Here is a 23,240-nt window from a genome sequence, read left to right on the forward strand (position 1 = left end):
GCGCCGAAAGCCGGCGTCCATGCCTCTTTAAGCGGCCGCCACCTCATGGGCCTCAAAACTATCCGCCCGCGCCATCTGCCACATGCGCGAATAAAACTCGCCGTTCACTTCCCCAGTCAGCAACTCCCCCGGCTTGAGGAACACATGCAACTGCGAGAACAGCTTGATCTCGGTGGCCGACATGCGTCGCACCAAGTGCTTGGCTGACAGCTGCGACGGATGGTCCAAACCCGCGGCAGCGAGCATTTCGGCGAGGGCCTTGAGGGTGTTGCGGTGGAAGTTGAATACGCGCTGGGCCTTGTCCGGTACCACCAGGGCGCGTTGGCGCAGTGGGTCCTGGGTGGCGACGCCGGTCGGGCATTTGTTGGTGTGGCAGCTTTGCGACTGAATGCAGCCGATGGCGAACATGAAGCCCCGCGCCGAGTTGGCCCAGTCAGCCCCGATGGCCAGCACGCTGGCGATATCGAATGCGCTGACGATCTTGCCGCTGGCGCCCAGCTTGATCTTGTCGCGCAGGTTCAGGCCCACCAGGGTGTTGTGTACGAACAGCAAGCCATCACGCAGCGGTACGCCGATATGGTCGGTGAACTCCACGGGCGCGGCGCCGGTGCCGCCTTCCTTGCCGTCGACCACGATAAAGTCCGGGAGGATGCCGGTCTCCAGCATGGCCTTGGCGATGCCCATGAATTCCCACGGGTGGCCCAGGCAGAACTTGAAGCCCACCGGTTTGCCGCCGGACAGTTCGCGTAACTGGGCGATGAACTGCATCAACTCGATCGGTGTGGAGAACGCGCTGTGGCGCGAGGGCGAGACGCAGTCTTCGCCCATCAGGATGCCGCGTGTCTCGGCGATCTCCTGGGTCACTTTGTGCTTGGGCAGGATACCGCCATGGCCGGGCTTGGCACCCTGGCTCATCTTGATTTCGATCATGCGCACTTGCGGGTTCTGCGCCTGTGCGGCGAAGCGTTCTGGGTCGAAGCGGCCGTCACTGGTGCGGCAGCCGAAGTAGCCGCTGCCCAGCTCCCAGGTCAGGTCACCGCCGTTTTCACGGTGATAGGGGCTGATGCTGCCTTCGCCGGTGTCATGGGCGAAATTGCCCAGCTTGGCGCCCTGGTTGAGCGCGCGGATCGCGTTGGCGCTCAGGGAGCCGAAGCTCATCGCCGAGATGTTGAACACCGACGCGGAATAGGGCTGCGTGCATTGCGGGCCGCCGACCATCACGCGAAAGGTGCTGGGGTCGCTCAGTGGCGCCGGACGCATGGAGTGGCCGATAAACTCAAAGCCCGACTGGTACACATCGATCAGGGTGCCGAAGGGTTTGTCGGCGGTTTCATTCTTGGCCCGTGAGTAGACCAGCGAGCGCTGGGCGCGTGAGAAGGGCAGGGCGTCGCTGTCGGATTCCAGCAGGTACTGGCGGATTTCCGGGCGAATCGCCTCCACCAGGTATCGGATATTGCCCAGGATCGGGTAGTTGCGGCGCACCGCGTGGGGGCTTTGCAGCAGGTCGAACAGGCCGATCAGACTGAGGATGCCGGTGACTATCGTGATGGGCCACAGCCATTCATATTCGATAAAAGGCAGGCTGGCGAGGGTGAAAATGACGCATACGGCAAAGAAGGCGTAACGGCTTAGCAAGGACAGGCTCATACGGTTACCTTGGGTTCGGACTCTTCAGGTCGGTGCCGCATTCTGCTCCCGGAGGGAAAGCCTGGACAACCGCCAAGCGCATTCAGCGTCTGAGCTGCCTCGGGATGGCGGGGCCAAGCGCATGCAGGCGGCGGCTGTCGGTGACCTCAAAGGTGGCTTGATTGTCGGTCGTGGAACTGCCGCCGACGAATAGAGTAAAGGTGCCGGCTTCGACCACGGGCAACAAGTCATCGTCGAGCAGGGCAAAGTCTTCCGGGCCAAGGGTGAACTCGACGATCCGGGCTTCGCCAGGGGCCAGGTGTACTTTGCGAAAGCCTCGCAGTCGGCGGACCGGGCGCGCCACGCTGGCGACATCATCGCGTAGATAGAGTTGGACGATTTCGTCTCCCGCCCGCTGGCCCGTATTGGTCACCGTGACGCGGACGTTCAGGGACTGGGTCGAGGCGAGGCGTTCGGTGCTCAGTTGGGGGGCCGAGTAGGCGAAGGTGGTGTAGCTCAAACCAAAACCAAAGGCATACGCGGGCGTCGAGGGCAAATCCAGGTAGGTGGATTCGTACGGGTTTTGGCCTGTGGCCGGGCGCCCGCTGTTCCTGTAGCCATAGTAGATGGGGACTTGCCCCACACTGCGGGCAAAGGTGATGGGCAGCTTGCCGCTGGGGTTTACATCGCCAAACAGCACGTCGGCCACACCCTGCCCCATTTCACTGCCAAGGAACCAGGACTCCAGAATGGCCGTTGCCTGTTGGGCGCTGTTCGAGAGCGACAGCGGGCGACCGTTCATCAGGATGATCACCACGGGCTTGCCGGTTTCCAGCAGCGTTTGCACGAGCGCGTCCTGGGCGCCGGGCAGGCCAAGGTCGGCGCGACTGGCGGCTTCTCCACTCATGTCGGCGGTTTCGCCGAGTACGGCCACCACCACATCGGCCTTCTGGGCGGCCTGTTGTGCCGCTGCTATGCCTTGGGTGTCCAGGCTGGTAGGCGATGCTCCGGGGATGTAGGTCACTTGGGTAGCAGGGGAGACAGTGCGCTGTATGCCTTCCAGTATCGTCACGCTGTCATTGGCATTTCCAGCCAAGGCCCAAGCGCCCAGCGTGGCTTGGGCATCCGTGGCCAGGCTGCCCACCACCAGCAACGTGTGCAGGTCCTTGGGCAAGGGGAGCAGCGCGCCTGAATTTTTCAGCAGGACGATGGATTTCTGTGCCGCCTCGCGAGCCAGGGCACGGGTTTGCGGGGTCAGGGTCTGGGCGCGTTCTCGAGCAGGGTCGCTGTAGCGATAGGGATTTTCGAACAGGCCCAGCCGCTGCTTGGCCCTGAGGATATGGCGTACGGCCTCATCCACGGTGGTCAGCGACACTTGGCCGTTGCGCACCAGGTCGGGCAGGTTTCGGCTATAGGACTGGCTGACCATGTCAATCTCGACACCGGCGTTCAATGCCTTGCGCGTGGCATCCGCTGGACTGGCCGCCACGCCATGGGGGATGAGTTCATGCACGCCCATCCAGTCGCTGACGATGATTCCGGTAAACCTCCATTGGCCGCGTAACAGACCTTTGAGGAGGGGCGCGTTGCTGTGCATGGGAACCCCCGCGAGTTCCTCGAACCCTGGCATCACGGCATCCGCGCCGGCCTCTACGGCCGCCTGGAACGGCGGCAGGTAGACCTCTTGCAAGGTGCGTTGTGACAGGTCGGCGCTGTTGTAGTCACGTCCGCCTTCGGCGGCGCCGTAAGCGACAAAATGTTTGGCGGTGGACAGCATGAAGGACGTGTTGGGGGGCCCATCGCCGTGAGTCCCTCGGACTCTTGCCACCGCCAGTGCCGAACCCAGGAACGGGTCTTCCCCGGCCCCCTCGACCACCCGCCCCCAGCGTGGGTCGCGGGTGATATCGAGCATGGGGGCAAAGGTCCAATGCAGGCCGCTGGCCGAAGCCTCCATGGCGGCTGCATGGGCAGTGCGTTGCGACAAGTCGGGGTCCCAGGCCGCCGCCTCGGCCAAGGGCACCGGGAATAGGGTGCGAAAACCGTGGATCACATCAAATGCAAACAACAGCGGGATATGCAGGCGCGAACCTTCTACGACGCTCTGCTGCAATTGTCGGGTCCGTTCGGCACCGTAGATGCCGAGCACCGAGCCCACAGTCTGCATCGGCGGGTGGGTCAGGCTGCCCTGGTCAATCACCGGGCCGGTGACGGTGTCCACTGTCCCCAACTGGGTGAGCTGGCCAGCTTTTTCCTCTAGCGTCATTTGCGCCAGCAGCAATTCAACCGGGTCAGTCTGTGCCGAGGCCGATAGCGCAAGGCAGACGAGTAGCAATGCCACGAGACGAATAGCCATGACAGCCTTCCCTGGCGGACAGTGTTTTTTGAGTGTCCAACGGGTGGGCGAAGCCGTCTACTGTCAGAAATGACAGTGCGGGACGGTTTTTTGAGTGGCGTCTGCCGGCGTGGTGTGAGTGGGCGGGGCCGGCTCCTGCTGTTGCCGGTCATTGGTCTTGTGGCGGCTTGTGGTTGAGGGGCCGCCTCGATCGCGTGGCGATTTACCTAGGCTTGGTTTGCGCTTTGGCGTTATTGCAATCGATCTAAAAAAGCCGAGCTGTACGGGGCGACTAGGCCGTCTGCCGAATGGGCAGCACCACCCGGAAGGTGGTGCCTTTGCCCACTTCGCTGCTGACCGTAATAGTCCCGTGATGTTTCTTCACAATCCCATACGACAGCGAGAGCCCCAGCCCCGTCCCTTCACCCACCGGCTTGGTGGTGAAGAACGGGTCGAAAATCTTTTGCAGGGCCTGCGGGGCAATCCCGCAGCCGTTGTCCGCGATTTCCAGCCAGATGGTGTCGCCTTCCACGCCGGTGCTCAGGGTGATGGTGCCGCGCTCCGGCCCCATGGATTGGGCCGCATTGATCACCAGGTTCATCACCACCTGGTTGAGCTGCGAGGCCAGGCACTCGATGTCCGGCAAGGGCTGGTAGTGCTTGACCACGTCGGCCTTGTACTTGAGTTCACTGGCGACGATGTTCAGCGTCGAGTCGATGCCTTGTTGCAGGTTGGCCCACTGCCAGGTCTGGTCGTTGTCCACCCGTGAAAAGTTTTTCAGGTCCCTGACGATCTGCACCACGCGGTTGATGCCTTCCTTGGATTCATGGATCAGGACCGGAATATCCTCCTTGAGAAAATCCAGCTCCAGGCTTTCGCGCAAAGCCTTGAGCTGATCACGCTGCTCGCCCGATTCGATCATCTCCTCAGCCTGCCGGTAAGCGCCCAGCATCTGTTGCAGTTGGCTGAAGTAGCTGTCGAGGGTATTGAGGTTGGACGAGATAAACCCCACCGGGTTATTGATCTCATGCGCGACCCCCGCCGCCAGTTGCCCAAGCGACGCCAGCTTTTCCGACTGCACCAGTTGGCTTTCCAGGTGTTTGCGTTCGTCGATTTCGATTTGCAGCGCCTCGCTGGCGTGGGTCAGCGCCTGGGTGCGCTGCACCACCAATTGTTCCAGGTGGCTGTTTTGCAGCGAGGCACGGCGGGCCATGTCCCATTTGTTGGTCAGGGTGTTGGCCATCTGCTGGACTTCGATGTTGTCGAAGGGTTTTTTCAGGATCAGCAGGCGGTCATGGGCTTGCAGCCGGGCGAGCAAATCTTCCCAGGAATAATCCGAATACGCCGTGCACACCACCACTTGCAGGTCGGGGGCGACTTTCCATAGCTCCTCGATCGTCTTGGCACCGTCCCAGCCCTGGGGCATGCGCATATCGACAAAGGCCAATGCATAGGGACGTTGCTTGGCCATGGCGGTGACGAGCAATGCCAGTCCCTCTTCGCCGCCATAGGCCGAGTCCAGCTCGAATGCCGGGGCGGCCGGTTGGGTACTGTCGCCGAACAGGGCTGACTCCATTTCATCGAGCACCTGGTTGGTCTCGATCGGTGGCGTCAGGATCTTGCGAAAATCGTCGTGGATCGACGGCGTGTCATCGATCAGCAAAATGCGCCGGTTAGGTGGTTGGTTCATGACTGACTTCCGGCCGGGTAAGAGGAATCTTCAAGGTGAATATAGCGCCTTGGCCCGGCCCATCGCTGTGGGCGCTGAGCTGGCCGTTCATTTCCAGGGCGGCCAGGGCACAGCTGTGCAAGCCGAAGCCGTGGCCTTCCTTGCGGGTGGTAAAGCCGTGGGTGAAGATCCGTGTCATGTTCTCTGCGGGTATACCTTCGCCGTCGTCCTTGACGCTGATCTGCAAGGTGTCGCCATCCACGGGCGTGACGGACAGGGTGATGCGGCGTGGCCGGTCGCTCAGGTTGGCCATGGCGTACTTGGCGTTGCTGATCAGGTTGACCATGATCAGCAACAGGCGATGTTTGTCCCCCAGGATCTGCGGCACGGCTGCGTATTCCTTGATCACCGTGACGTTATGACGGCTCAGGGCGCCTGCGTTCATGCGCAAGGCATCTTCCATCAAGGCACTGATATCCAGCGGTTCCAGCAGGCTGGATGCGCCCGCATAGGATTGCTGGGTGGAGACGATGTCCTTGATGTGGTCGACGCTCTTGCTCAGTTGTGCCAGCTCGTCCGTAAGCCCTTGCTGTTCAACGGCAATGGCGTTTACCAGTTGGTTCAGGTAGCCGGGCAACAGCTTGCCCTTTTCATCTTCGGTGAGGAAGGTGCCGAGGTCACCCTGGTGCTCGTTGATCAATTGCATGGCCTTGCCCAGGCCCTGTGCCTTGCTGCTGCGCAGTTTACGGGCAACCAGGTCGGCGGAGATGTTCACGCTGTTGAGCACGTTGCCGACGTTGTGCAGCACATTGGTCGCGATCTCGGCCATGCCGGCCTGGCGGGCATTGTCCATCAGCTCGCTCTGGGCATCCTTGAGCTGTTGAGTGCGCCGCTCGACGCGTTGTTCCAGGGTTTCGTTGGCGGCCTGCAAGGCGCGATTGACGCGGTTTATCTCGGCGACGCTGCGCAGCAGTCGAATCGCCAGGTACAGCAACAAGGCGACCAGCAGGGTCGAGAACACCAGCAGGTAGCGATGGTATTTCTGGTCGATGCGGTCGGCGGCCTGTTGATCCTGATTGAGGTGGGTGGTCAGTTCATCCAGGCGTTCGGCCACCGGGATGGCGGCGATCTGTTCGAGCAAGGTGTTGACCACCGGCTGCTCGCGCAAAATCAGTTCGATGTGATTGCTCAAAATGTCCACGGGGGCCTGGAACGCGCTGGGCAACAGTTCTTTGTTGACGTTCAGCTTGCCCAGGCCGACGAGGATGTCGGCGGCACGCTCGTCACTGGTGATCTGGGCGAACTCCATGCTGCTGAGCAGCAAGTCGTAGGTGTCGGTGGCCACGCTTTGCAGTTGCAGTTTGGCGGGCCCGTTCACCTGGTTGAACTGCGCCTGGATATCGTCTTCGGCCGTCGGCAGGAAGGCCAGGGAGTTACGCAACACCGCATTGTGGGATTTGAACTGGTCGACCCGCCGGGCTTTTTCCTGGATCGCCTCCCGGTAGGCTTGTTGGCTGGCTTGCCAGGCGCGCAGGTCTTCAGGGTTGTGGTATGAGTCATGTGCTTCCAGCTCGGCCCACAGCTGGGTCATTTTTGTGAGGGGCGTCACCAGCGGGTCGTAATTGTGGGTGATGGCGATCCTGGCCTTGAGCACCTCGCTGTCCCACTGCGCGTTGAGTTGCTGTAACTGGCGGATCAGGTCGCGTGACTGGGTGTAGGAGGCGGCCTGGTCGTTGGAGGACTTGATGTACAGAAAGACCAGTATCGAGGCCAGCAACATCGTCATGCACCCCAGGAACAATTGGCTGGCGCGGCGGCGGGAGAGGGTCATGATGGTCGGCTCATAGCGGTTTACCTGCCCATTCGCCGGTCAGTGTCTTGAGAAACTGGATGATCAGGTCTTTATCCTCCGCGGACGGGATACGGCCCAACTGGTACTTGAACATCACGTCGACGGCTTCCTCCAGGGTCTTGGCCGAGGCGTCGTGGAAATAGGGGGCCGTGACCGCGACATTGCGCAGGCTCGGCACCTTGAACACGTGACGGTCCTCTTCATCCTGGGTCAACAGGTAGCGCCCCAGGTCCGACTCGACAGGGTTGCCGCGCGCCTTGAAGTAGTCGCCCATCACACCGAACTTCTGGAACATATTGCCGCCGATGTTGATCCCCTGGTGGCAGGCAATGCAGCCGTAGTCCTTGAAGCGCTGGTAGCCGTACTTTTCCTGGATCGTCAGGATCTCGGTGTTGCCCAGCAGGTATTGGTCAAAGCGCGAATTCGGGGTGAGCAGGGTTCGCTCATAGGTGGCCAGGGCGTTTTGCACGTTGGCCGCAGTCACGCCATCGGGGTACGCGCCTTTGAACGCCGCCTGATAGGCGGGCAGGGCGGAGAGGTTCTGCACCACGGTTTTCCAGTCGTTGCCCATTTCCACCGGGCTGATGACCACTTGTTCGATCTGCGCCTCCAGTGTGTCCACCCGGCCATTCCAGAACTGCTTGAAGTTCAGGCTGGCGTTGAACACCGTTGGGGTGTTGATCGCCACGGGCTTACCGTCGAAGCCCAGGGAGAACGGCTTGTTGTCGGCACCACCGGATTCCAGGCGATGACAGCTGGCACATGACAGGGTGTTATTGACCGACAGGCGCGGCTCGTTGAACAACTGGCGGCCCAGTTCGACCTTGGCCGGGTCGAGTTCCGGAACCGGCGGTAACGGTTTGAGCGCTTCGTCCAGCGGCGCCGCCACCAGCGGGGCTCCTGCGCCCATCCATAACGTGAGCAGGAGGCCAAGACGGTAAATTGGAACTTCGCTCAAGCGAGCACTCCTTGCAGGCACGGGGCTATTGACGGGGCATCAGCGAGTCGCAACCCACCCGCAGCAACTGGGCAAAGTCCTTCGCGGGCAGGGCCTGGCTGAACAGATACCCCTGGCCCTCTTCACATTGGAGCGCCTTGAGGACATTCAACTGTTCGATGGTTTCCACCCCTTCGGCGATGATGTTCAACTCCAGGCTCTTGCCCAGGGCGATGATAGCGCTGATCAGCTGTTTGTCCCGGCTGTTTACAGTCAAGCCGTGCACGAATGATTGATCGATCTTCAGCACATCGATGGGGAAACGGCGCAGGTAGCTGAGGCTGCAGTAACCGGTGCCGAAATCATCCAGCGCCAGGCGCACCCCCATGGCCTTGATTTTCTGCAGGGTTTCGACGGTGTCGTCGACATTCTGCATCAGCACGCTTTCGGTGATCTCCAGCTCCAGCTGGGCGGGCGGCAGGCCGGTCTGTTCGAGGATGGCGGCCAGGTTAGCGACAAAATCCCGCTGGCGGAAGTCGAGGGCCGAGATGTTCACAGAGATGCACAGGGGAAACTGGCCCATCGAGCGCCAGGCCTGTGCTTGCGTGCAGGCTTGGCGCAACACCCATTGGGTGAGGGGGATGATCAGGCCACTGTCTTCGGCAACGGGTATGAAATCGGCTGGGCCGATCCAACCCGATTGCGGTTGAAACCAGCGTAAGAGTGCCTCGGCCCCGACGATGCGGCCGGATGTCAAATCCAGCTTGGGTTGGTAGTGCAGCACAAACTCGTCGCGTTCCAACGCCTGGTGCATCGCGCTTTCCAGGTCTTGCTGGTGCCGGGCGCGCAGGTTCATGTCCTCGGTATAAAACCTGAAGTCGTCCGGGCCATGTTCCTTGCTGGCGTGCATGGCGGTTTCCGCGTGCTTGATCAGCTCGACCGCCGTACCGCTGTCATTGGGATAAATACTGATGCCCAGGCTCGCGGTGACGCTCAGGTCATGGCTCGCGATATGCCGGGTGATGTTGATCGCCTTGAGCAATTTTTGTGCGACGTGCTGGGTTTGCCGAGGGTGCTGAATATCGTTGAGCACGATGACGAACTCGTCGGAGCCATACCGGAACACCGAATCCGACTCACGCACCGCTGCCACCAGGCTTTGGCTGACATGCTTGAGCACCTCGTCACCCACGGGATAACCCAGGGCGTTGTTGATGCGCTTGAACCGGTCCAGGCCAATGAAGATGACGGCCAGTTGAGTGTCGTGACGCCTGCCGAGGGCAATGGCCTGGGTCAATCGGTCGCCCAGCAGTGTGCTGTTGGGCAACTCGGTCAGCGCGTCGTATTGCAGCAGGTGCGACACCTTCAGCAGTTCCTGCACCCGTTCTTCAATGGTGCGCTCCAGGCCAATGACCTTGAGTGCGACGTCCTGGGCGAGCTGCCATTTCCAGGTGAGAGCGCTGGCCATCTGGCGTATTTCCAGGTGGTCGAACGGCTTTTTCAGGATCAACAGTTGGTCGTTGTACTTCAACCGCGCTTCGATCGCTTCAAAGGAATAGTCGGAATAAGCCGTACACAGGGCAATTTGCAGGTGGGGGTCGACGTTCCACAGTTGTTCAATGGTTTGCAGGCCATCCCAGCCAGGCGGCATGCGCATGTCGATGAACACCATGGCATACGGGGCGTCGGCCGCCAGGGCTTGATTGACCAGGGCAAGCGCCTCCTGGCCCTGGTAGGCGGAGTCCAGCTCGAAGGCCTGGCGCAGCACTGGCGCGGTGCCGAACAGGGTTTCCTCGAGGCTGTCCATGGACGGCTCGCCGTTTGGATCGGCACACAGGATCTTGCGGAAGTCCTCATGGATCGAGGCCGAGTCATCGACGATCAGAATGCGACGGTTGGCCCGTCCTGAATCCGGGCTCATGGCGCACTCCCCAACTGCAAACGACTCGACGACATAACGACCCCTTCCCTGAGACTACGTTTAAGCACAGTGTTGGCCTTCGGTGACAGCATAGTCGAGCGCGCTTGAATTTGATGGCCAGTTGGCGTCAAATCACCCCGGTTCCTGCTGCACGATAGGCAACGCCAGTCGACCAGGCACCCGGTGACGGGTCAAGGTGTGACATAAGGGTTCAAGTTCGCTCAATTTTGTTTTATTCGAAGGCAGAGTCGCCATGGACGCACAACTCGCTACGACATCGCCCTATAAACCCACCATTCTGCTGGTTGACGACGAAGAATCGATCCTCAACAGCCTGCGTCGCCTCCTGCGCGGTCAACCCTACGAGGTCATGCTGGCCAGCAGCGGTGCCCAGGCCCTGGACATCATGGCGGCCCATCCCATCGACCTGGTGATGAGCGATGCACGCATGCCGGGCATGAATGGGGCCGAGCTGCTGGCCAGGGTCCATCAGTTGTACCCATCGACCGGTCGCATCCTGCTGACGGGCTACGCTGACCTTCCGACCATCGTCAAGGCGATTAACGATGGGCAGATCGATCGCTATATCAGCAAGCCCTGGAATGACGATGAGTTGCAGTTGACCCTGCGCCAGTGCGTTGAGCACCAGCGCCTGGAGCGCCTGACCCGCGACCAGAACGAGCAATTGAAAGTGCTCAATGCCACCCTGGAAAAACGCGTGGCGGCGCGCACCGCCGAGTTGCAACAGACCGCCGACATGCTCGACCTGGCCTACGACGAGCTCAAGCGCAGCTATGTGACCGGCACCGAGGTGTTTTCGCTGTTGGCCAACCTGCGCTTACCCAAGCAGAAGCAGACCAATCGCCAGTTGATCGAATTGATCCGGGTGTATTGCAGGGCCCAGGCGATCGACGAAGCCAGTGCCCGCGACCTGGCCATGGCCGCCGCGCTCTACAACATTGGCAAGTTGAGCTGGAGCGACAGCATGATGGTCGCGCCATCGGACATGCTGCACAGTACCGATCGCGAGCGTTATCGGGCCTATCCGACCCAGAGCGAGTCGTTGCTGATGACCCTGGAGCCGATGAAGGACGCGGCACGCTTGATCCGCCATCACCAGGAGCGTTGGGACGGCACCGGTTTCCCCGACCACCTCAAGGGCGAGCAGATCCCCTCGGGGTCGCGGTTGTTGAAACTGGCCGTCGACTTTATCGAGTTACAAAAGGGCTTGATCCTCGAGCGGCAGATGAACAGCGATGAAGCGCTGCTCTTCATTCGCAAATATGCCGGCAAGCTCTACGACCCAGATATGCTGGAGGACTTTATCCACGCGTGCGCTGCCTTCCTCAGCGACGTGACGTTGGGCGACCCGAGCGTGAAGGCGCTGACCACCCGCGAACTGACCGAAGGCATGGTGCTGGCGCGCAATCTCAATGCCGATAACGGCATGTTGCTGCTCAACGCCGGCAAGGTGTTGAACCTGCCGCTGGTGGACAAGCTGATTGCGTTTGAAGCGATGGAAGGGGCCAAGTACACCGTGTTTATCAAAGACCCTGAAGAAGGTGCGCTGCTTTCCGATTGAGGCGCTTTCTGTGATCCTTGCGGCCCTTTCATTCGAGGCAGCCTGTACATGACCACTACGATTCGAATCGCCGCGGCCCTGCTGATCGGCGGCGACGGCCAAACCCTGCTGGTGCGCAAGCGTGGCACCCAGGCTTTCATGCAACCCGGCGGCAAGATCGACGCCGGTGAGCAACCTGTTCAAGCCCTGGCCCGTGAGCTGTACGAAGAACTGAACCTGCAGATTGACCCCGGCGCGGCCGTGTACCTCGGCCGCTTCTCGGCCCCGGCTGCCAACGAGCCGGGTTTCACCGTGCAAGCCGAGTTGTTCCAGGTACACATTGATGTACCGGTGAGCCCCGCCGCTGAAATCGAAGAGGTGCGCTGGATTGACCCGGCCGGTGATGGCGGCCTGGCGCTGGCGCCGTTGACCCGTGACCTGATCCTGCCGTTTTATCGCGAATCCCTGGCCAGCACTGTCTGAAGGGGAGAGGGGTTCAGCGCACCGCGCTGACCCCGTCCAGCGTGGAAAACGAAGTGTCCTTGGCCGTCAGCAGGAAGTCGCGCATGTACGGCGCATCCAGCATGTCCGCACGAATCCCCGCATACAACGTGGCAAACAGCCCTTTCTCGCCCAGGCGCTTGGCCTTCACGTAACCGCGCGAGCTGTATTCATGCAGCGCCCAATGGGGCATGCCGCACACGCCACGACCGCTGGCCACCAGTTGCATCATCATCACCGTCAGTTCCGAGGTCCGCACCTGGGCCGGTTCCACGTCGGCCGGCTCCAGGAAGCGGGTGAAGATGTCCAGGCGGTCACGTTCCACCGGGTAGGTGATCAGGGTTTCAGTGAGCAGGTCTTGCGGCACGATGTAGGCTTTGTTCGCCAGCGCATGCTGGTTGGCCACGGCGAGCATCGCTTCGTAAGTGAACAGCGGCACATAGGTAATGCCCGGCAGTTCCAGTGGGTCAGAGGTCACCACCAGGTCCAGGTCGCCGCGAGCCAGGGCCGGCAGGGGGGCGAAGGCAAACCCCGAGGCCAGGTCCAGTTCGACTTCGGGCCAGGCGTCACGGAACTGGTCGATGGTCGGCATCAACCATTGGAAGCAGCTGTGGCACTCGATCGCCATGTGCAGGCGCCCGGCGGTGCCGCCGACCAACCGCGCGATATCGCGCTCGGCACCCCGCAGCAAGGGCAGGGTGGCATCGGCCAGTTGCAGCAGACGCAGGCCGGCGCTGGTGAAACGCACGGGTTTGGTCTTGCGCACGAACAACGGCATGCCCAGGCGCTCTTCCAGCTCCTTGAACTGGTGGGACAGCGCCGATTGCGTCAGGTGCAGGCGCTCGGCGGCTTCCACCAGGCTGTCGGCTTCGCGCAGGGCGTGCAGGGTCTTGAGGTGACGGATCTCGAGCACGGGCTCTCCATGAGGATAGTTTGTGACAAGTTGCGATAGCGTGAGTTTGTCTCATGTTCGCGGGCCTGTCGACCACGACCACCGGGCACTCTTCATCAAACTGTCATGGAAGTGTGGCAGCGCGCTTGAACAAACTTCATCAGACTCGCGCTCTACTGGGGTTCTGCGTTTCGGTGTTTTTCATGCGCGTGTTGTTTTTACTGGCCGCTCTACTATTCGGCCTGCCGTCTTTTGCGGCTTCTCGATGTGATGTCAATGTCCCGACCCAAACGGTCGACCTGGCTCAGGTGAGCATCGCTTACCAGAGCATCGGCCGTGCGTCCGATCCTGCATTGCTGCTGGTGATGGGCCTGGGCGGGCAGTTGATCCACTGGCCGGATGAAGTGGTCGTCGCCCTGTGCCAGCAAGGTTTCCGGGTGATTCGCTACGACAACCGTGACGTTGGCCTGTCCACCTGGCGCCAGGCACCGGCCAGCGCCAACCTGACCTTCGAAGTGCTGCGCTACAAGCTCGGCCTGCCGGTGGCCGCGCCCTACACCCTGACCGACATGGCCGACGATGCCCTGGGCTTGATGGACGCGTTGCAGATCCGCCAATTCCATGTGCTGGGCGCGAGCATGGGCGGCATGATCGCCCAGCACCTGGCCGCCATGGCGCCGCAGCGCGTGGAAAGCCTGACGCTGATCATGACCAGCTCTGGCGCTGAAGGCTTGCCGGCCCCGAATGCAGCGCTGGTGCAGTTGTTGTCGCGACGCAGCGCGCCGAATCGTGAAGTGGCGCTGGAGCAGCAGGCGGATTTGCTCGCGGCGTTGGGCAGCCCGAACGTGAAGGATGATCGCCAGGCGTTGTTGCACCAGGCGGCGCTGTCCTACGACCGCGCCTTCAACCCGGAAGGCGTGAAGCGCCAGATCATGGCGATCCTCGCCGAACCGAGCCGCGTGCCGCTGCTCAACCAATTACGCGTGCCGACCCTGGTGGTCCACGGCACCGCCGACCCGTTGCTGCCGGTGATGCACGGCGTGCACCTGGCGGCGCATATCCAGGGCAGCCAATTGAAGTTGATTCCCGGCATGGCCCACCGTTTCCAGGAAGCGTTCAAGGCGCCGCTGCTGACGGCGGTTCTACCGTACCTGCAAGCCCATCGCGAAGATGCTGCACATTGGGCGCAGATTGACCTGGGCGAGCCTTCGAAGGTGTTGTGACATTGGTGTATCGTGCAACTTTTGTGGCACATGAATGCCAGCGAGGTTGCCTACCATGAGTACTCCCCTGAAAATCGATTTCGTCAGCGACGTGTCCTGCCCCTGGTGCATCATCGGCCTGCGTGGCCTGACCGAAGCCCTCGACCAACTGGGCAGCGAGGTGCAGGCCGAGATCCATTTCCAGCCGTTCGAACTGAACCCGAACATGCCCGCCGAGGGGCAGAACATCGTCGAGCACATCACCGAGAAATACGGTTCCACCGCCGAACAGTCCCAGGCCAATCGTGAGCGCATCCGTGACATGGGGGCCGCGCTGGGCTTTGCCTTTCGTACCGACGGCCAGAGCCGTATCTACAACACCTTCGACGCCCATCGCCTGCTGCATTGGGCCGGGTTGGAAGGCTTGCAGTACAACCTCAAGGAAGCGTTGTTCAAGGCCTATTTCACCGATGGCCAAGACCCGTCCGACCACGCCACCCTGGCGATCATCGCCGAGAGCGTCGGCCTGGACCTCAAGCGCGCGGCCGAGATTCTCGCCAGCGACGAATACGCCGCAGAAGTCCGCGAGCAGGAGCAGTTGTGGATCTCCCGTGGCGTGACGTCGGTGCCGACCATCGTGTTCAACGATCAATACGCTGTCAGCGGTGGCCAGCCGGCCGAAGCCTTTGTGGGGGCGATTCGCCAGATCATCAACGAAGCCAAAAACTGAAGTCGAACCCTGATCCAAATGTGGGAGGGGGCTTGCCCCCGATGGCTTAGTGTCAGCCGACAAAGATGTTGAATGTGCCACTGCTATCGGGGCATGGGTATCTACACAATTTCCAGTGGTCTGTGGCGAGGGAGCTTGGTCCCGTGGCGGCCTTCGGGCCGACCGCTTTTTTGGAGTTTTAGCGAGTACATATCCGTTGCTGCGGTAACGGCGGCTGGCGGTTCCGCCCTTACGGCGGGTCACTTTGGAAAAGAGCCCCAAAGTAACCAAAGGGCTCTTGCCCACCACTCGGCACCTCGCCTAGGCTCGGTGTGCCCTTACTCCGGCTTGAATCCGTGGGCCGCCGTCATGGGCCATCCCTGGCCCAGGACGGCTAACCCGGCGTCCTGCCGGGTTACCCACGGATTCAAGCCTGCGTTCGGCCAGCGTGGTTTAACGGGGCGCCTAAGATCAAAAGCCAGAGCAAAAGCAGAGCAAAAGCAGAATGAGGTCTACCTGACTTATGGAGATATCTGACCTGTGGAGACCCAAATGTGGGAGGGGGCTTGCCCCGATAGCGCCGGGTCAGTTAACAAATAAGTGGCTGACACTCCCTCATCGGGGGCAAGCCCCTCCCACATTTTTACCGAGTACACCAGCTACAAATCCGGTCGGCTCTAAGGCCGCCGCGCTTTGGCTTTTGATCTTCGGCGCCCCGTCAAACACGCTGGCCGAACGCAGGCTTTGGAGCGTGGGTAACCCGGCAGGACGCCGGGTTAGCCGCGCTGGGCCAGGGATGGCCCATCGCGGCGGCCCACGCTCCAGAGCCTGCGTTCGGGCACACCGAGCCTAAGCGAGGTGCCGAGTGTTGGGGCGAAGCGTTTTTGGTTACTTTTGGCGCTCTTCCAAAAGTGACCCGCTGTAAGAGCGGAACCGCCAGCCGCCGTTACCGCAGCAACGGATATGTACTCGGTCAAATCCAACCACATGGTCGGCCCGAAGGCCGCCACGGGACCAAGCTCCCTCGCCACAGACCGCTGAAAAAAGTTGTGTAGATACTTATGCCCCGATGAGGCCGCCATCGGGGCAAGCCCCCTCCCACATCAGTTCTGCGCAGGCTTCAAGCCTTCGCTCGTTCACCCGCTGGCCCGCCCCTTGCATTGACCCCCTAAAGCCCAGCCGGTATCCGGTTGGGCGCTGCCATTAGGGGTGAAACACTACCTTGAATATTCTTGACCTCGACCACAGCCTCACCGGTCAGGCGCCGATTGCCCAACGTTTGGCCAGTGGCCGCGCCAACCGTATCGACTTGCTGGACCTGGGCCCTAAATTACGCCTGTGGTCCACCGAAAAAACCTGGAAGCGCTTCGCCGAACGCCTGGCCCACCGGCCGCGGCCCACCAATGCGCGGCCGGAAATTCTATTTGTCGGCTCCGGCGATTATCACCACCTCACGCCGGCATTCCTCGCGGATTTGAAAGAACCTGTCAGCCTGATCCACTTCGACAACCACCCCGACTGGGTGCGCCTGGCCCCCAAGCGGCACTGTGGTTCGTGGGTCAACCGTGCGCTGAAAATGCCGGCGATCCAACGTATCGTGACCCTCGGCCCGTGCAGCGACGACCTGCATAACCCGCAACTGCGCGGTGGCAACCTTGGCGCCCTCAAGCGCGGGAAATTGCAGCTGTTTCCGTGGCAGCACCCGCCATCGAAGGTCTGGGGCCGGGTGGGCGATGGTGCTGGCCACCAGCAGCAGGAAAACTACCTGCACTGGCGCAACCTGGCGGAGCTCGACTGGGCGGCCTTTCTGGACCAGATGATCACCAGTCTGCCCACCGAGGCGATCTGGATCACCATCGACAAAGATGTGCTGGCCAGTGAAGACGCAGCCACCAATTGGGACCAGGGCGGCATGCGCCTGACCCACCTGCTCCAGGCGCTGCGGGCCCTGGCGGCGCGCAAGCGGATCATCGGCATCGACGTGTGCGGCGAGTTCGCCACGCCGGTGTTCAGTAACGCGTTCAAGCGTTGGGAGGCCAAGTCCGACCAGCCGCCGCCGGAGCGTTGGAGCACGGAGGATTTGCAGCGCAACGCCGCCACCAATGAAGCCCTGATCAACCTGTTTGAGGAGCTGTTCCCGTGACCCTGACCGTGGTGTTGCTGGTGGCCTTTTCCATCGTGCTCGATGTGATCGGCCAACTGTGTTTCAAGATCGGCCTGGACCGCCTGCCAGCGCTGGAGGGTGAGTTTCGCCTGAATGCCTTCTGGGGCCAGGTGTTCAATGCGCCGTTGCTGTGGGCCGGGATCGGCGCCTATGCCATCGAGTTCTTCGTCTGGCTGGAAGCCTTGTCCCGTGCGCCGTTGAGCCTGTTGTTCCCGGCGGCGGCGCTGGCTTATTGCGGGGTGGTGCTGGCAGGCAAGCTGGTGCTCAAGGAAACCGTCAGCCGGCGCCGTTGGCTGGGAACCCTGGTGATTACCCTGGGGGTGATGTTGGTGGCGATTGGGAGTCAGGCATGAATACGCAGGATGTTGTGGTAGTGCGCCCAAGTGGCTGGTTGCACGGGCGCCTCGGCACCGTGGTGCTGTGGGCCTTGCTGATTTGTACCGAAAGCGCCGGGCAGTTGTTTACCAAGGTGGCTGGCAACCAACTGGGCCAGATGGATTTCAACTGGCAGTGGTTGTCCGAGGTGGCGCGCAACCCAGGGATTCTGGCAGCGATCGCCAGTTACATCGGGGCGTTTTTCGTGTGGATGCTGATTCTGCGGCGCAGCAGCCTGTCCCTGGCGTTCCCCCTGAGTTCGTTGGTGTTTGTGGTGGTGCTGCTCGGTTCGTGGCTGGGGCTGGGGGAACACATCAGCCTGCTGCATTGGGTGGGGGTTGCGGTGATTATCGGCGGGATCGCCCTGCTGGCCGAGGGCGAAGAAAACTGAAATCGCCCTTCCCGTAGCAGCTGGGTCACACAGCTGCTACGGGAGGGAGGTCAGGGTTTGCGGTGTGCAACCAAAAAGCCCAGGCCGTGTGACACTGGAATCGACTTGACCCCCGCCGCACGTTGTTGCTCGGCAATCTCCCGATGAAACGCCTTCATCTTGGTCCAGTGCATCTTGGGCCGGTAGTGGTGTTCGGCGTGGTAGCCGTTGTTCATCCAGATCAGGTTGTACAACCGGCTATAGGAACTCACGCCCCAAGCGATCGGCAGGTCCGGGTTGCCGCCGAAGTGCTCATAGTAGCCATTGAGCGATGACAGGCACTGGCCCAGGTACCAGAACGGCAATAACCACAACACCGCCTGCCAGTTGTAGAACGCCAGGGCGATGTAGAACGCCACCGTCACGCCGATCTCGACCTTGACCCAACGCGCATCCGCCGGGCGCTTGCGCTTCATTTCGTCGTAGAACGGCTTGGGGTCGTCACGGAAGAAACTGAGGAAGGTATAGGCCCAGGGATTCTCCGGCTGCCCATCCTTGCCGCGCTGGTAGATCGACAGGGGGTCGATGGTGTGCCCATCCGGCCCCGGCAGATCGGCGTTACCGCGATGATGGCGGTTGTGGATATCGCGGTAGAGCGTCTGGGAAAAGCCGATGGTCACCGACAGCAACAGGTCGAAGGCGCGGTTCATCGCGCGATGGCTGAAGTAGGCGTTGTGGATCTGGTTGTGCGAGATGCTGTTGATGCTCCACGACAGGCTCACCGCGTAGAGCAGCGCCAGGGGCAACAGGGCCCACCCGCTCAGGCTATGAAAGGCGGTCACCAGCCAGATGACAAAAACGAAATGGGCCAGGCCCATCGTGATGGGGACCAGGTCCCAGAGCGAGTGGTGCAGCAGGCGGTAAGCGGGGCGAGCCATGAATAGCGTCCTGAAGAAATGAATTCCGGGGCGTCATTGCAAGGCTCAGACCAGTTTGTAAGAAGGTGTGTGCTTATTAGTCGAACTTGTAGCTGATGGCTGTCTGTACCTGGCCCTGGTTCACGTCCCCGGTCGCCTTGACGATAGTGCTATTGGCCGCCGAGCCCACCAGGTGCACCCAACTGGCGCTGGTCAGCAGCGACCAGTGGGACGCCAGGGGGAATTCAAAACTCTGGGTCAGCGTCATGTTCTGGAAGCCCGCGCTGGCGTTGTAGGCGCGAATGCCGGAGGCCGCGGATTCGTTGGCGTCCACGCCGAAATAGGTCTGGGTCTGGCGGGCGTCGGCAAAGTGCGCCATCAGGCCGGTGCTGCCAATAATCCCGCTGCCCAGTGGGTAACCCAACTCACCGCCGAGCTTACCCAGTACGCCACTTTGATCATGCCCGCCGCCAACGGCCTGGCCCACCTGGGCATACACACGCCAGAAATCGACCGGGGCGTATTGAACAAAGCCACCGATTTCGGCCATGTCCGAGACATTGCGCAGGCCGCGCAGTGAGCCGTTGGCCGTACGCCCCTGCAGGTAATTGATATAGGGGCCGGCGGTAAAACCGTTGGTATTGAGGGCGCTCCAGGTCAGGCCGTCATCGGTGCCCAGGCTGACGCTGCCCCAGTCGAGGTCCACGTAGGGGATTGGCCGCGTTTCGTAGCGACTGCCGGTCGGGTCATGGGGTTGATAAGCGATACCTGCGCCGACTTCGCCAGTGATGCCTTCTGCCAGGGCTGCGCTGGAAAAGCCCCAGAGTCCCAATAAACCGGCGAATACAGCAGAAGTAACCTTGAACATGGAGCGTTTCCTTATCTGGCCATGCGCGCATGAACGCGCGAAGGGGGGCCCTGGCGCAAGCACTCATCTTGTTTGTAGCAAGCTACAAAAATTGTAGCTCCTGCGACACATATCGCCCGAATTACCCGCCAAACCCCCAGCCCTGCTGGGCCCAGGCCAGTTGGCACAGTCCCTGCTCTACCCCTTCTGCAAGCGCACACAGCGCGCTCTTCTTCAAGCCCTCCAACTCAAGGACAGGCAGATGATCCACTGGCATATCGTGTGTGACTTCGACGGGACCATTACCCCCACCGATGTCATCGACAACGTCCTCCAACGCTTCGCGGGTCCCGAATGGGAAACCATCGAGCAGGAATGGTTGGATGGGCATATCGGTTCACGCGAATGCCTGAGCCGCCAACTGGCGCTGATCAAGGCCACCCCCAGCGAACTGCTGGCGTATTTCGACAGCGTCGAGATCGACCCGGACTTCCCGGATTTCGTTGATCACGTCATCGGCCTCGGGGCCTCCGTCGAAGTGGTCAGCGACGGCATCGAGCAGGGTATCGCGCGGATTCTGTCGCGCAACTACGTGACCCTGCTGCCGATCCTCGCCAACCGCCTGCGCCAGGTCGACCAGGACAGCTGGCGCATAGACTTCCCGTATTCCAGCGATGCGTGCCGCGCCGCGTCGGGCAACTGCAAGTGCAAGTCCACGCCGCGCAACAAGCGCGTGCTGGTGATCGGCGATGGCAAGTCCGACATGTGCGTCGCGTCCACCGCCGATTTCGTCTTCGCCAAAGGCAGCCTCGCCCAGTACTGCGAAGCCAACAACATTCCCCACGCGCGCTTCGACACCTTCGCCGAAGTGACCGCATTGCTGGCCAGGCTGCCCCAGGGCATTGCCGCCAACGCCACCACCTTTGCTGCGACTGACCTCTCTATTGAAAATCAGGAACTCTTCCACCATGTCTGATATCCGTATCGCTACCGCCGAAGACCAGGTGCTTCTGGATAAAGAAGCCAAGTACTGCTCGTACGGCGACACTGTCCACTACATCGAGCCGCCGCGCATTTTCAGCCGCTGCGAAGGCTCCTACGTGTGGGACACCGAAGACCAGGCCTACCTCGACCTGCAAATGTGGTACTCGGCCGTCAACTTCGGCTATGCCAACCCGCGTCTGAACAATGCGCTGAAACAGCAGATCGACACACTGCCGCAAATCGCCAGCCAGTACCTGCACAAAGGCAAGATCGAGCTGTCGGAAATGATCGCGGTCGATGCCAAGAAGAAATTCGGCCTCGACGGTCGCGTCCACTTCAACGTCGGCGGTTCGCAGTCGATCGAAGACTCCCTGAAGGTCGTACGTAACGCCACCAACGGCAAGAGCCTGATGTTCGCCTTCGAAGGCGGCTACCACGGGCGCACCCTCGGCGCTTCGTCGATCACTTCCAGCTACCGCTACCGTCGTCGCTACGGCCACTTCGGCGAGCGTGCGCAGTTCATCCCGTTCCCGTACCACTTCCGCGGCCCTAAAGGCATGACCAAGGAAGAATACGGCAGCCACTGCGTGCAGCAATTCGCCCGCCTGTTTGAGACCGAATACAACGGCGTGTGGGACCCGAAAGTCGGCCAGAGTGAATACGCCGCGTTCTACGTCGAGCCGATCCAGGGCACCGGCGGTTATGTGATCCCGCCGATGAACTTCTACAGCGAGCTGAAGAAGGTTCTCGACCAGCACGGCATCCTGATGGTGTCCGATGAAATCCAGATGGGCTTCTATCGCACCGGCAAGCTGTGGTCGATCGAGCACTTCGACGTCAAGCCAGACATCATCGTGTTCGGCAAGGCGCTGACCAACGGCCTCAACCCGCTGGGCGGTATCTGGGCCCGTGAAGAGTTGATCAACCCGAAGGTCTTCCCGCCAGGTTCGACCCACTCCACCTTCGCCTCCAACCCATTGGGCACGGCGGTGGGCCTGGAAATGTTCAAGATGACCAACGAAGTCGACTACGGCGCGATGGTCATGGCCAAGGGCAAATACTTCCTGGAAGGCCTGCAGGACTTGCAGAAACGTTTCCCTATCATCGGCGACGTCGACGGCCTGGGCCTGGCCCTGCGCTGCGAAATCTGCGGCCCGGATGGCTTCACGCCAGACAAGGCGACCCTGGACTACATGGTCGAGGAAGGCATGAAAGGCGACATGGTGGTAGACGGCCGCAAGCTGGGCCTGATCCTCGATGTGGGCGGCTACTACAAGAACGTGATCACCCTGGCACCGTCCCTGGAAATCAGCTACCCGGAAATCGAGCTGGGCCTGAAGCTGCTCGAGCAATTGCTGGTGCGGGCGACCAAACGGTGAAACCGGCAGAGATCGACCTCGGTGAAGGTGATGCCGGCTTCGTTCTCGGTGAAGGTCCGGTCGGGATCCTGTTGATCCACGGCCTGACCGGCACTCCGACGGAACTGCGCCAGGTCGCCAAGGGCCTGGCCAAGGTGGGCAATTGCACGGTGTACGTGCCCACCCTGGCCGGGCACTGCGGTGACAACAGCGACCTGCAGGCTACCGGCTGGCTGGACTGGTACGAAGGTGTGCGCAAGACCTTCGCCCAGGTCAAGCAGCGCCATGCACAGGTGTTTGTCGGTGGCTTGTCCATGGGGGCGGTGATGTCGATGTACGTCGCCGCCGAACACCCTGGGCAAGTCGCCGGGCTGCTGATGTATTCCACGACGTTGAAGTACGACGGCTGGAGCATCAACAAGCTGGCGTTCCTCACGCCGTTGCTGATGAAGATTCCGTTCGGCGTGCATATCTGCCGCTTCGAAGAGAAGCCGCCGTATGGCATCAAGAACGAGCGCCTGCGGGCGATTGTCGAGCGGCAGATGAAGGAAGGGGAGAGCAGCGAAGCCGGTTTGTTGACCATGGAAGGCATCACGGTGCGCGAGTTGCACCGTATGAACGCCGTGGTCAAGAAGCGCATGCCCGAGGTCAAGGTGCCGGCGCTGGTGTTGCATTCCATCGAGGACGACATCACCAGCCGTTGGAACGCTGACTACGTGGAACGCCACCTCGGCGGGCCGGTGACCAAGATCCTGCTGGACAACTGCTACCACATGATCACCGTCGACCTGCAATACCGCCGCGTGATCGAGTTGAGTACGGAGTTTGTCGAGCGACACTCCGCACTCTCCAGCGAGCTGGCGGGTTGTGGTGAGCTGGCTGCTTGTGGCTAACGGGGTTGTTTGCCCTCATGCCGTTCAGTTAAGCGGACATCGCCTTCTGTAGGAGCGAGGGGGACGCCTAGTTCTTGCTCGCGAAAAACGTCAACGATAACGCGTGTTTCCTGAATGAACGCGGCGTCTG

General features: G+C 61.2%; 19 protein-coding genes. 10 read left to right on the forward strand and 9 right to left on the reverse strand.

Features of this window, described 5'->3' with window-relative positions; all coding sequences use genetic code 11:
• Positions 1-27: 27 nt before the first annotated feature.
• The 6 genes from AB7933_RS07350 to AB7933_RS07375 all read right to left on the reverse strand — a co-directional run bounded on the left by AB7933_RS07350 (position 28) and on the right by AB7933_RS07375 (position 10,337).
• Complete coding sequence (locus AB7933_RS07350; protein ID WP_024073672.1) at positions 28-1,647, reverse strand: FMN-binding glutamate synthase family protein; 1,620 nt, start codon at positions 1,645-1,647, stop codon at positions 28-30.
• An 82-nt stretch (positions 1,648-1,729) separates the two neighbouring features.
• Positions 1,730-3,979, reverse strand: coding sequence for a beta-glucosidase BglX (gene bglX / locus AB7933_RS07355; protein ID WP_024073673.1), 2,250 nt, complete (start codon positions 3,977-3,979; stop codon positions 1,730-1,732).
• A 271-nt stretch (positions 3,980-4,250) separates the two neighbouring features.
• The gene (locus AB7933_RS07360) at positions 4,251-5,648 is read right to left on the reverse strand and encodes an ATP-binding protein (protein ID WP_024073674.1); all 1,398 of its coding nucleotides are present in this window, start codon (positions 5,646-5,648) and stop codon (positions 4,251-4,253) included.
• Positions 5,632-7,458 (reverse strand): DAHL domain-containing protein, encoded by a 1,827-nt coding sequence (locus AB7933_RS07365; RefSeq protein ID WP_024073675.1) that lies wholly within the window; start codon positions 7,456-7,458, stop codon positions 5,632-5,634. The genes AB7933_RS07360 and AB7933_RS07365 overlap by 17 nt, the downstream gene beginning before the upstream one ends.
• A gap of 10 nt (positions 7,459-7,468) precedes the next feature.
• Positions 7,469-8,389, reverse strand: coding sequence for a cytochrome-c peroxidase (locus AB7933_RS07370; protein WP_370531111.1), 921 nt, complete (start codon positions 8,387-8,389; stop codon positions 7,469-7,471).
• Positions 8,390-8,462: 73 nt separating this feature from the next.
• Positions 8,463-10,337, reverse strand: coding sequence for a putative bifunctional diguanylate cyclase/phosphodiesterase (locus tag AB7933_RS07375; RefSeq protein WP_024073677.1), 1,875 nt, complete (start codon positions 10,335-10,337; stop codon positions 8,463-8,465).
• Between the two features lie 253 nt (positions 10,338-10,590).
• Here AB7933_RS07375 and AB7933_RS07380 point away from each other — a divergent pair, with 253 nt between their 5' ends.
• A complete protein-coding gene (locus tag AB7933_RS07380; protein WP_024073678.1) occupies positions 10,591-11,919 on the forward strand; it encodes an HD domain-containing phosphohydrolase in 1,329 nt (442 codons plus the stop codon).
• A gap of 48 nt (positions 11,920-11,967) precedes the next feature.
• Positions 11,968-12,381 carry an NUDIX hydrolase gene (locus AB7933_RS07385; protein ID WP_024073679.1) on the forward strand — a complete coding sequence of 138 codons (414 nt, stop codon included), beginning with the start codon at positions 11,968-11,970 and terminating at the stop codon, positions 12,379-12,381.
• A 13-nt stretch (positions 12,382-12,394) separates the two neighbouring features.
• Here AB7933_RS07385 and metR read toward each other — a convergent pair whose 3' ends face one another.
• Complete coding sequence (metR, locus tag AB7933_RS07390; protein ID WP_024073680.1) at positions 12,395-13,312, reverse strand: transcriptional regulator MetR; 918 nt, start codon at positions 13,310-13,312, stop codon at positions 12,395-12,397.
• Positions 13,313-13,494: 182 nt separating this feature from the next.
• Here metR and AB7933_RS07395 point away from each other — a divergent pair, with 182 nt between their 5' ends.
• The 5 genes from AB7933_RS07395 (at position 13,495) to AB7933_RS07415 (ending at position 18,132) form a co-directional block, all read left to right on the forward strand.
• The gene (locus AB7933_RS07395) at positions 13,495-14,514 is read left to right on the forward strand and encodes an alpha/beta fold hydrolase (protein WP_041160850.1); all 1,020 of its coding nucleotides are present in this window, start codon (positions 13,495-13,497) and stop codon (positions 14,512-14,514) included.
• 55 nt (positions 14,515-14,569) lie between these two features.
• Complete coding sequence (locus tag AB7933_RS07400; RefSeq protein WP_024073682.1) at positions 14,570-15,223, forward strand: DsbA family oxidoreductase; 654 nt, start codon at positions 14,570-14,572, stop codon at positions 15,221-15,223.
• Positions 15,224-16,424: 1,201 nt separating this feature from the next.
• Positions 16,425-17,345 (forward strand): arginase family protein, encoded by a 921-nt coding sequence (locus AB7933_RS07405; RefSeq protein ID WP_024073685.1) that lies wholly within the window; start codon positions 16,425-16,427, stop codon positions 17,343-17,345.
• Positions 17,342-17,719 carry an EamA family transporter gene (locus AB7933_RS07410; protein WP_024073686.1) on the forward strand — a complete coding sequence of 126 codons (378 nt, stop codon included), beginning with the start codon at positions 17,342-17,344 and terminating at the stop codon, positions 17,717-17,719. Before AB7933_RS07405 ends, AB7933_RS07410 begins: the two co-directional genes overlap by 4 nt.
• On the forward strand, positions 17,716-18,132 hold the full coding sequence (locus AB7933_RS07415) for an EamA family transporter (protein WP_024073687.1): 417 nt from the start codon (positions 17,716-17,718) through the stop codon (positions 18,130-18,132). Before AB7933_RS07410 ends, AB7933_RS07415 begins: the two co-directional genes overlap by 4 nt.
• A gap of 50 nt (positions 18,133-18,182) precedes the next feature.
• On the opposite strand, the gene AB7933_RS07420 is transcribed toward AB7933_RS07415, so the two are convergent.
• A complete protein-coding gene (locus AB7933_RS07420; protein WP_024073688.1) occupies positions 18,183-19,049 on the reverse strand; it encodes a fatty acid desaturase family protein in 867 nt (288 codons plus the stop codon).
• 76 nt (positions 19,050-19,125) lie between these two features.
• Positions 19,126-19,896: a MipA/OmpV family protein gene (locus AB7933_RS07425; protein WP_024073689.1), complete on the reverse strand. Its 771-nt coding sequence runs from the start codon at positions 19,894-19,896 to the stop codon at positions 19,126-19,128.
• 241 nt (positions 19,897-20,137) lie between these two features.
• Between AB7933_RS07425 and AB7933_RS07430 the strand changes: the two genes are divergently transcribed.
• From AB7933_RS07430 to AB7933_RS07440, 3 genes are read left to right on the forward strand one after another with little or no spacing between them, the layout of a single operon-like run.
• Entirely contained in the window at positions 20,138-20,851 is a 714-nt protein-coding gene (locus tag AB7933_RS07430; RefSeq protein WP_024073691.1) for an MtnX-like HAD-IB family phosphatase, read from the forward strand.
• Positions 20,844-22,238 (forward strand): aspartate aminotransferase family protein, encoded by a 1,395-nt coding sequence (locus tag AB7933_RS07435; protein ID WP_024073692.1) that lies wholly within the window; start codon positions 20,844-20,846, stop codon positions 22,236-22,238. The genes AB7933_RS07430 and AB7933_RS07435 overlap by 8 nt, the downstream gene beginning before the upstream one ends.
• The gene (locus AB7933_RS07440; protein ID WP_024073693.1) at positions 22,235-23,110 is read left to right on the forward strand and encodes an alpha/beta hydrolase; all 876 of its coding nucleotides are present in this window, start codon (positions 22,235-22,237) and stop codon (positions 23,108-23,110) included. The genes AB7933_RS07435 and AB7933_RS07440 overlap by 4 nt, the downstream gene beginning before the upstream one ends.
• The last annotated feature ends 130 nt before the right edge of the window (positions 23,111-23,240 follow it).

The organism is Pseudomonas gorinensis, from assembly GCF_042015035.1.
Taxonomy (GTDB): Bacteria; Pseudomonadota; Gammaproteobacteria; order Pseudomonadales; family Pseudomonadaceae; genus Aquipseudomonas; species Aquipseudomonas gorinensis.

Coding starts and splice junctions, on each gene's coding strand:
- AB7933_RS07360 (WP_024073674.1), bottom strand. CDS start 5,648: ATGAACCAACCACCTAACCGGCGCATTTTGCTGATCGATGACACGCCG.
- AB7933_RS07385 (WP_024073679.1), top strand. CDS start 11,968: ATGACCACTACGATTCGAATCGCCGCGGCCCTGCTGATCGGCGGCGAC.
- AB7933_RS07415 (WP_024073687.1), top strand. CDS start 17,716: ATGAATACGCAGGATGTTGTGGTAGTGCGCCCAAGTGGCTGGTTGCAC.
- AB7933_RS07365 (WP_024073675.1), bottom strand. CDS start 7,458: ATGACCCTCTCCCGCCGCCGCGCCAGCCAATTGTTCCTGGGGTGCATG.
- AB7933_RS07430 (WP_024073691.1), top strand. CDS start 20,138: ATGATCCACTGGCATATCGTGTGTGACTTCGACGGGACCATTACCCCC.
- AB7933_RS07395 (WP_041160850.1), top strand. CDS start 13,495: ATGCGCGTGTTGTTTTTACTGGCCGCTCTACTATTCGGCCTGCCGTCT.
- bglX (WP_024073673.1), bottom strand. CDS start 3,979: ATGGCTATTCGTCTCGTGGCATTGCTACTCGTCTGCCTTGCGCTATCG.
- AB7933_RS07435 (WP_024073692.1), top strand. CDS start 20,844: ATGTCTGATATCCGTATCGCTACCGCCGAAGACCAGGTGCTTCTGGAT.
- AB7933_RS07420 (WP_024073688.1), bottom strand. CDS start 19,049: ATGGCTCGCCCCGCTTACCGCCTGCTGCACCACTCGCTCTGGGACCTG.
- AB7933_RS07425 (WP_024073689.1), bottom strand. CDS start 19,896: ATGTTCAAGGTTACTTCTGCTGTATTCGCCGGTTTATTGGGACTCTGG.
- AB7933_RS07400 (WP_024073682.1), top strand. CDS start 14,570: ATGAGTACTCCCCTGAAAATCGATTTCGTCAGCGACGTGTCCTGCCCC.
- AB7933_RS07380 (WP_024073678.1), top strand. CDS start 10,591: ATGGACGCACAACTCGCTACGACATCGCCCTATAAACCCACCATTCTG.
- AB7933_RS07370 (WP_370531111.1), bottom strand. CDS start 8,389: ATGGGCGCAGGAGCCCCGCTGGTGGCGGCGCCGCTGGACGAAGCGCTC.
- AB7933_RS07375 (WP_024073677.1), bottom strand. CDS start 10,337: ATGAGCCCGGATTCAGGACGGGCCAACCGTCGCATTCTGATCGTCGAT.
- AB7933_RS07350 (WP_024073672.1), bottom strand. CDS start 1,647: ATGAGCCTGTCCTTGCTAAGCCGTTACGCCTTCTTTGCCGTATGCGTC.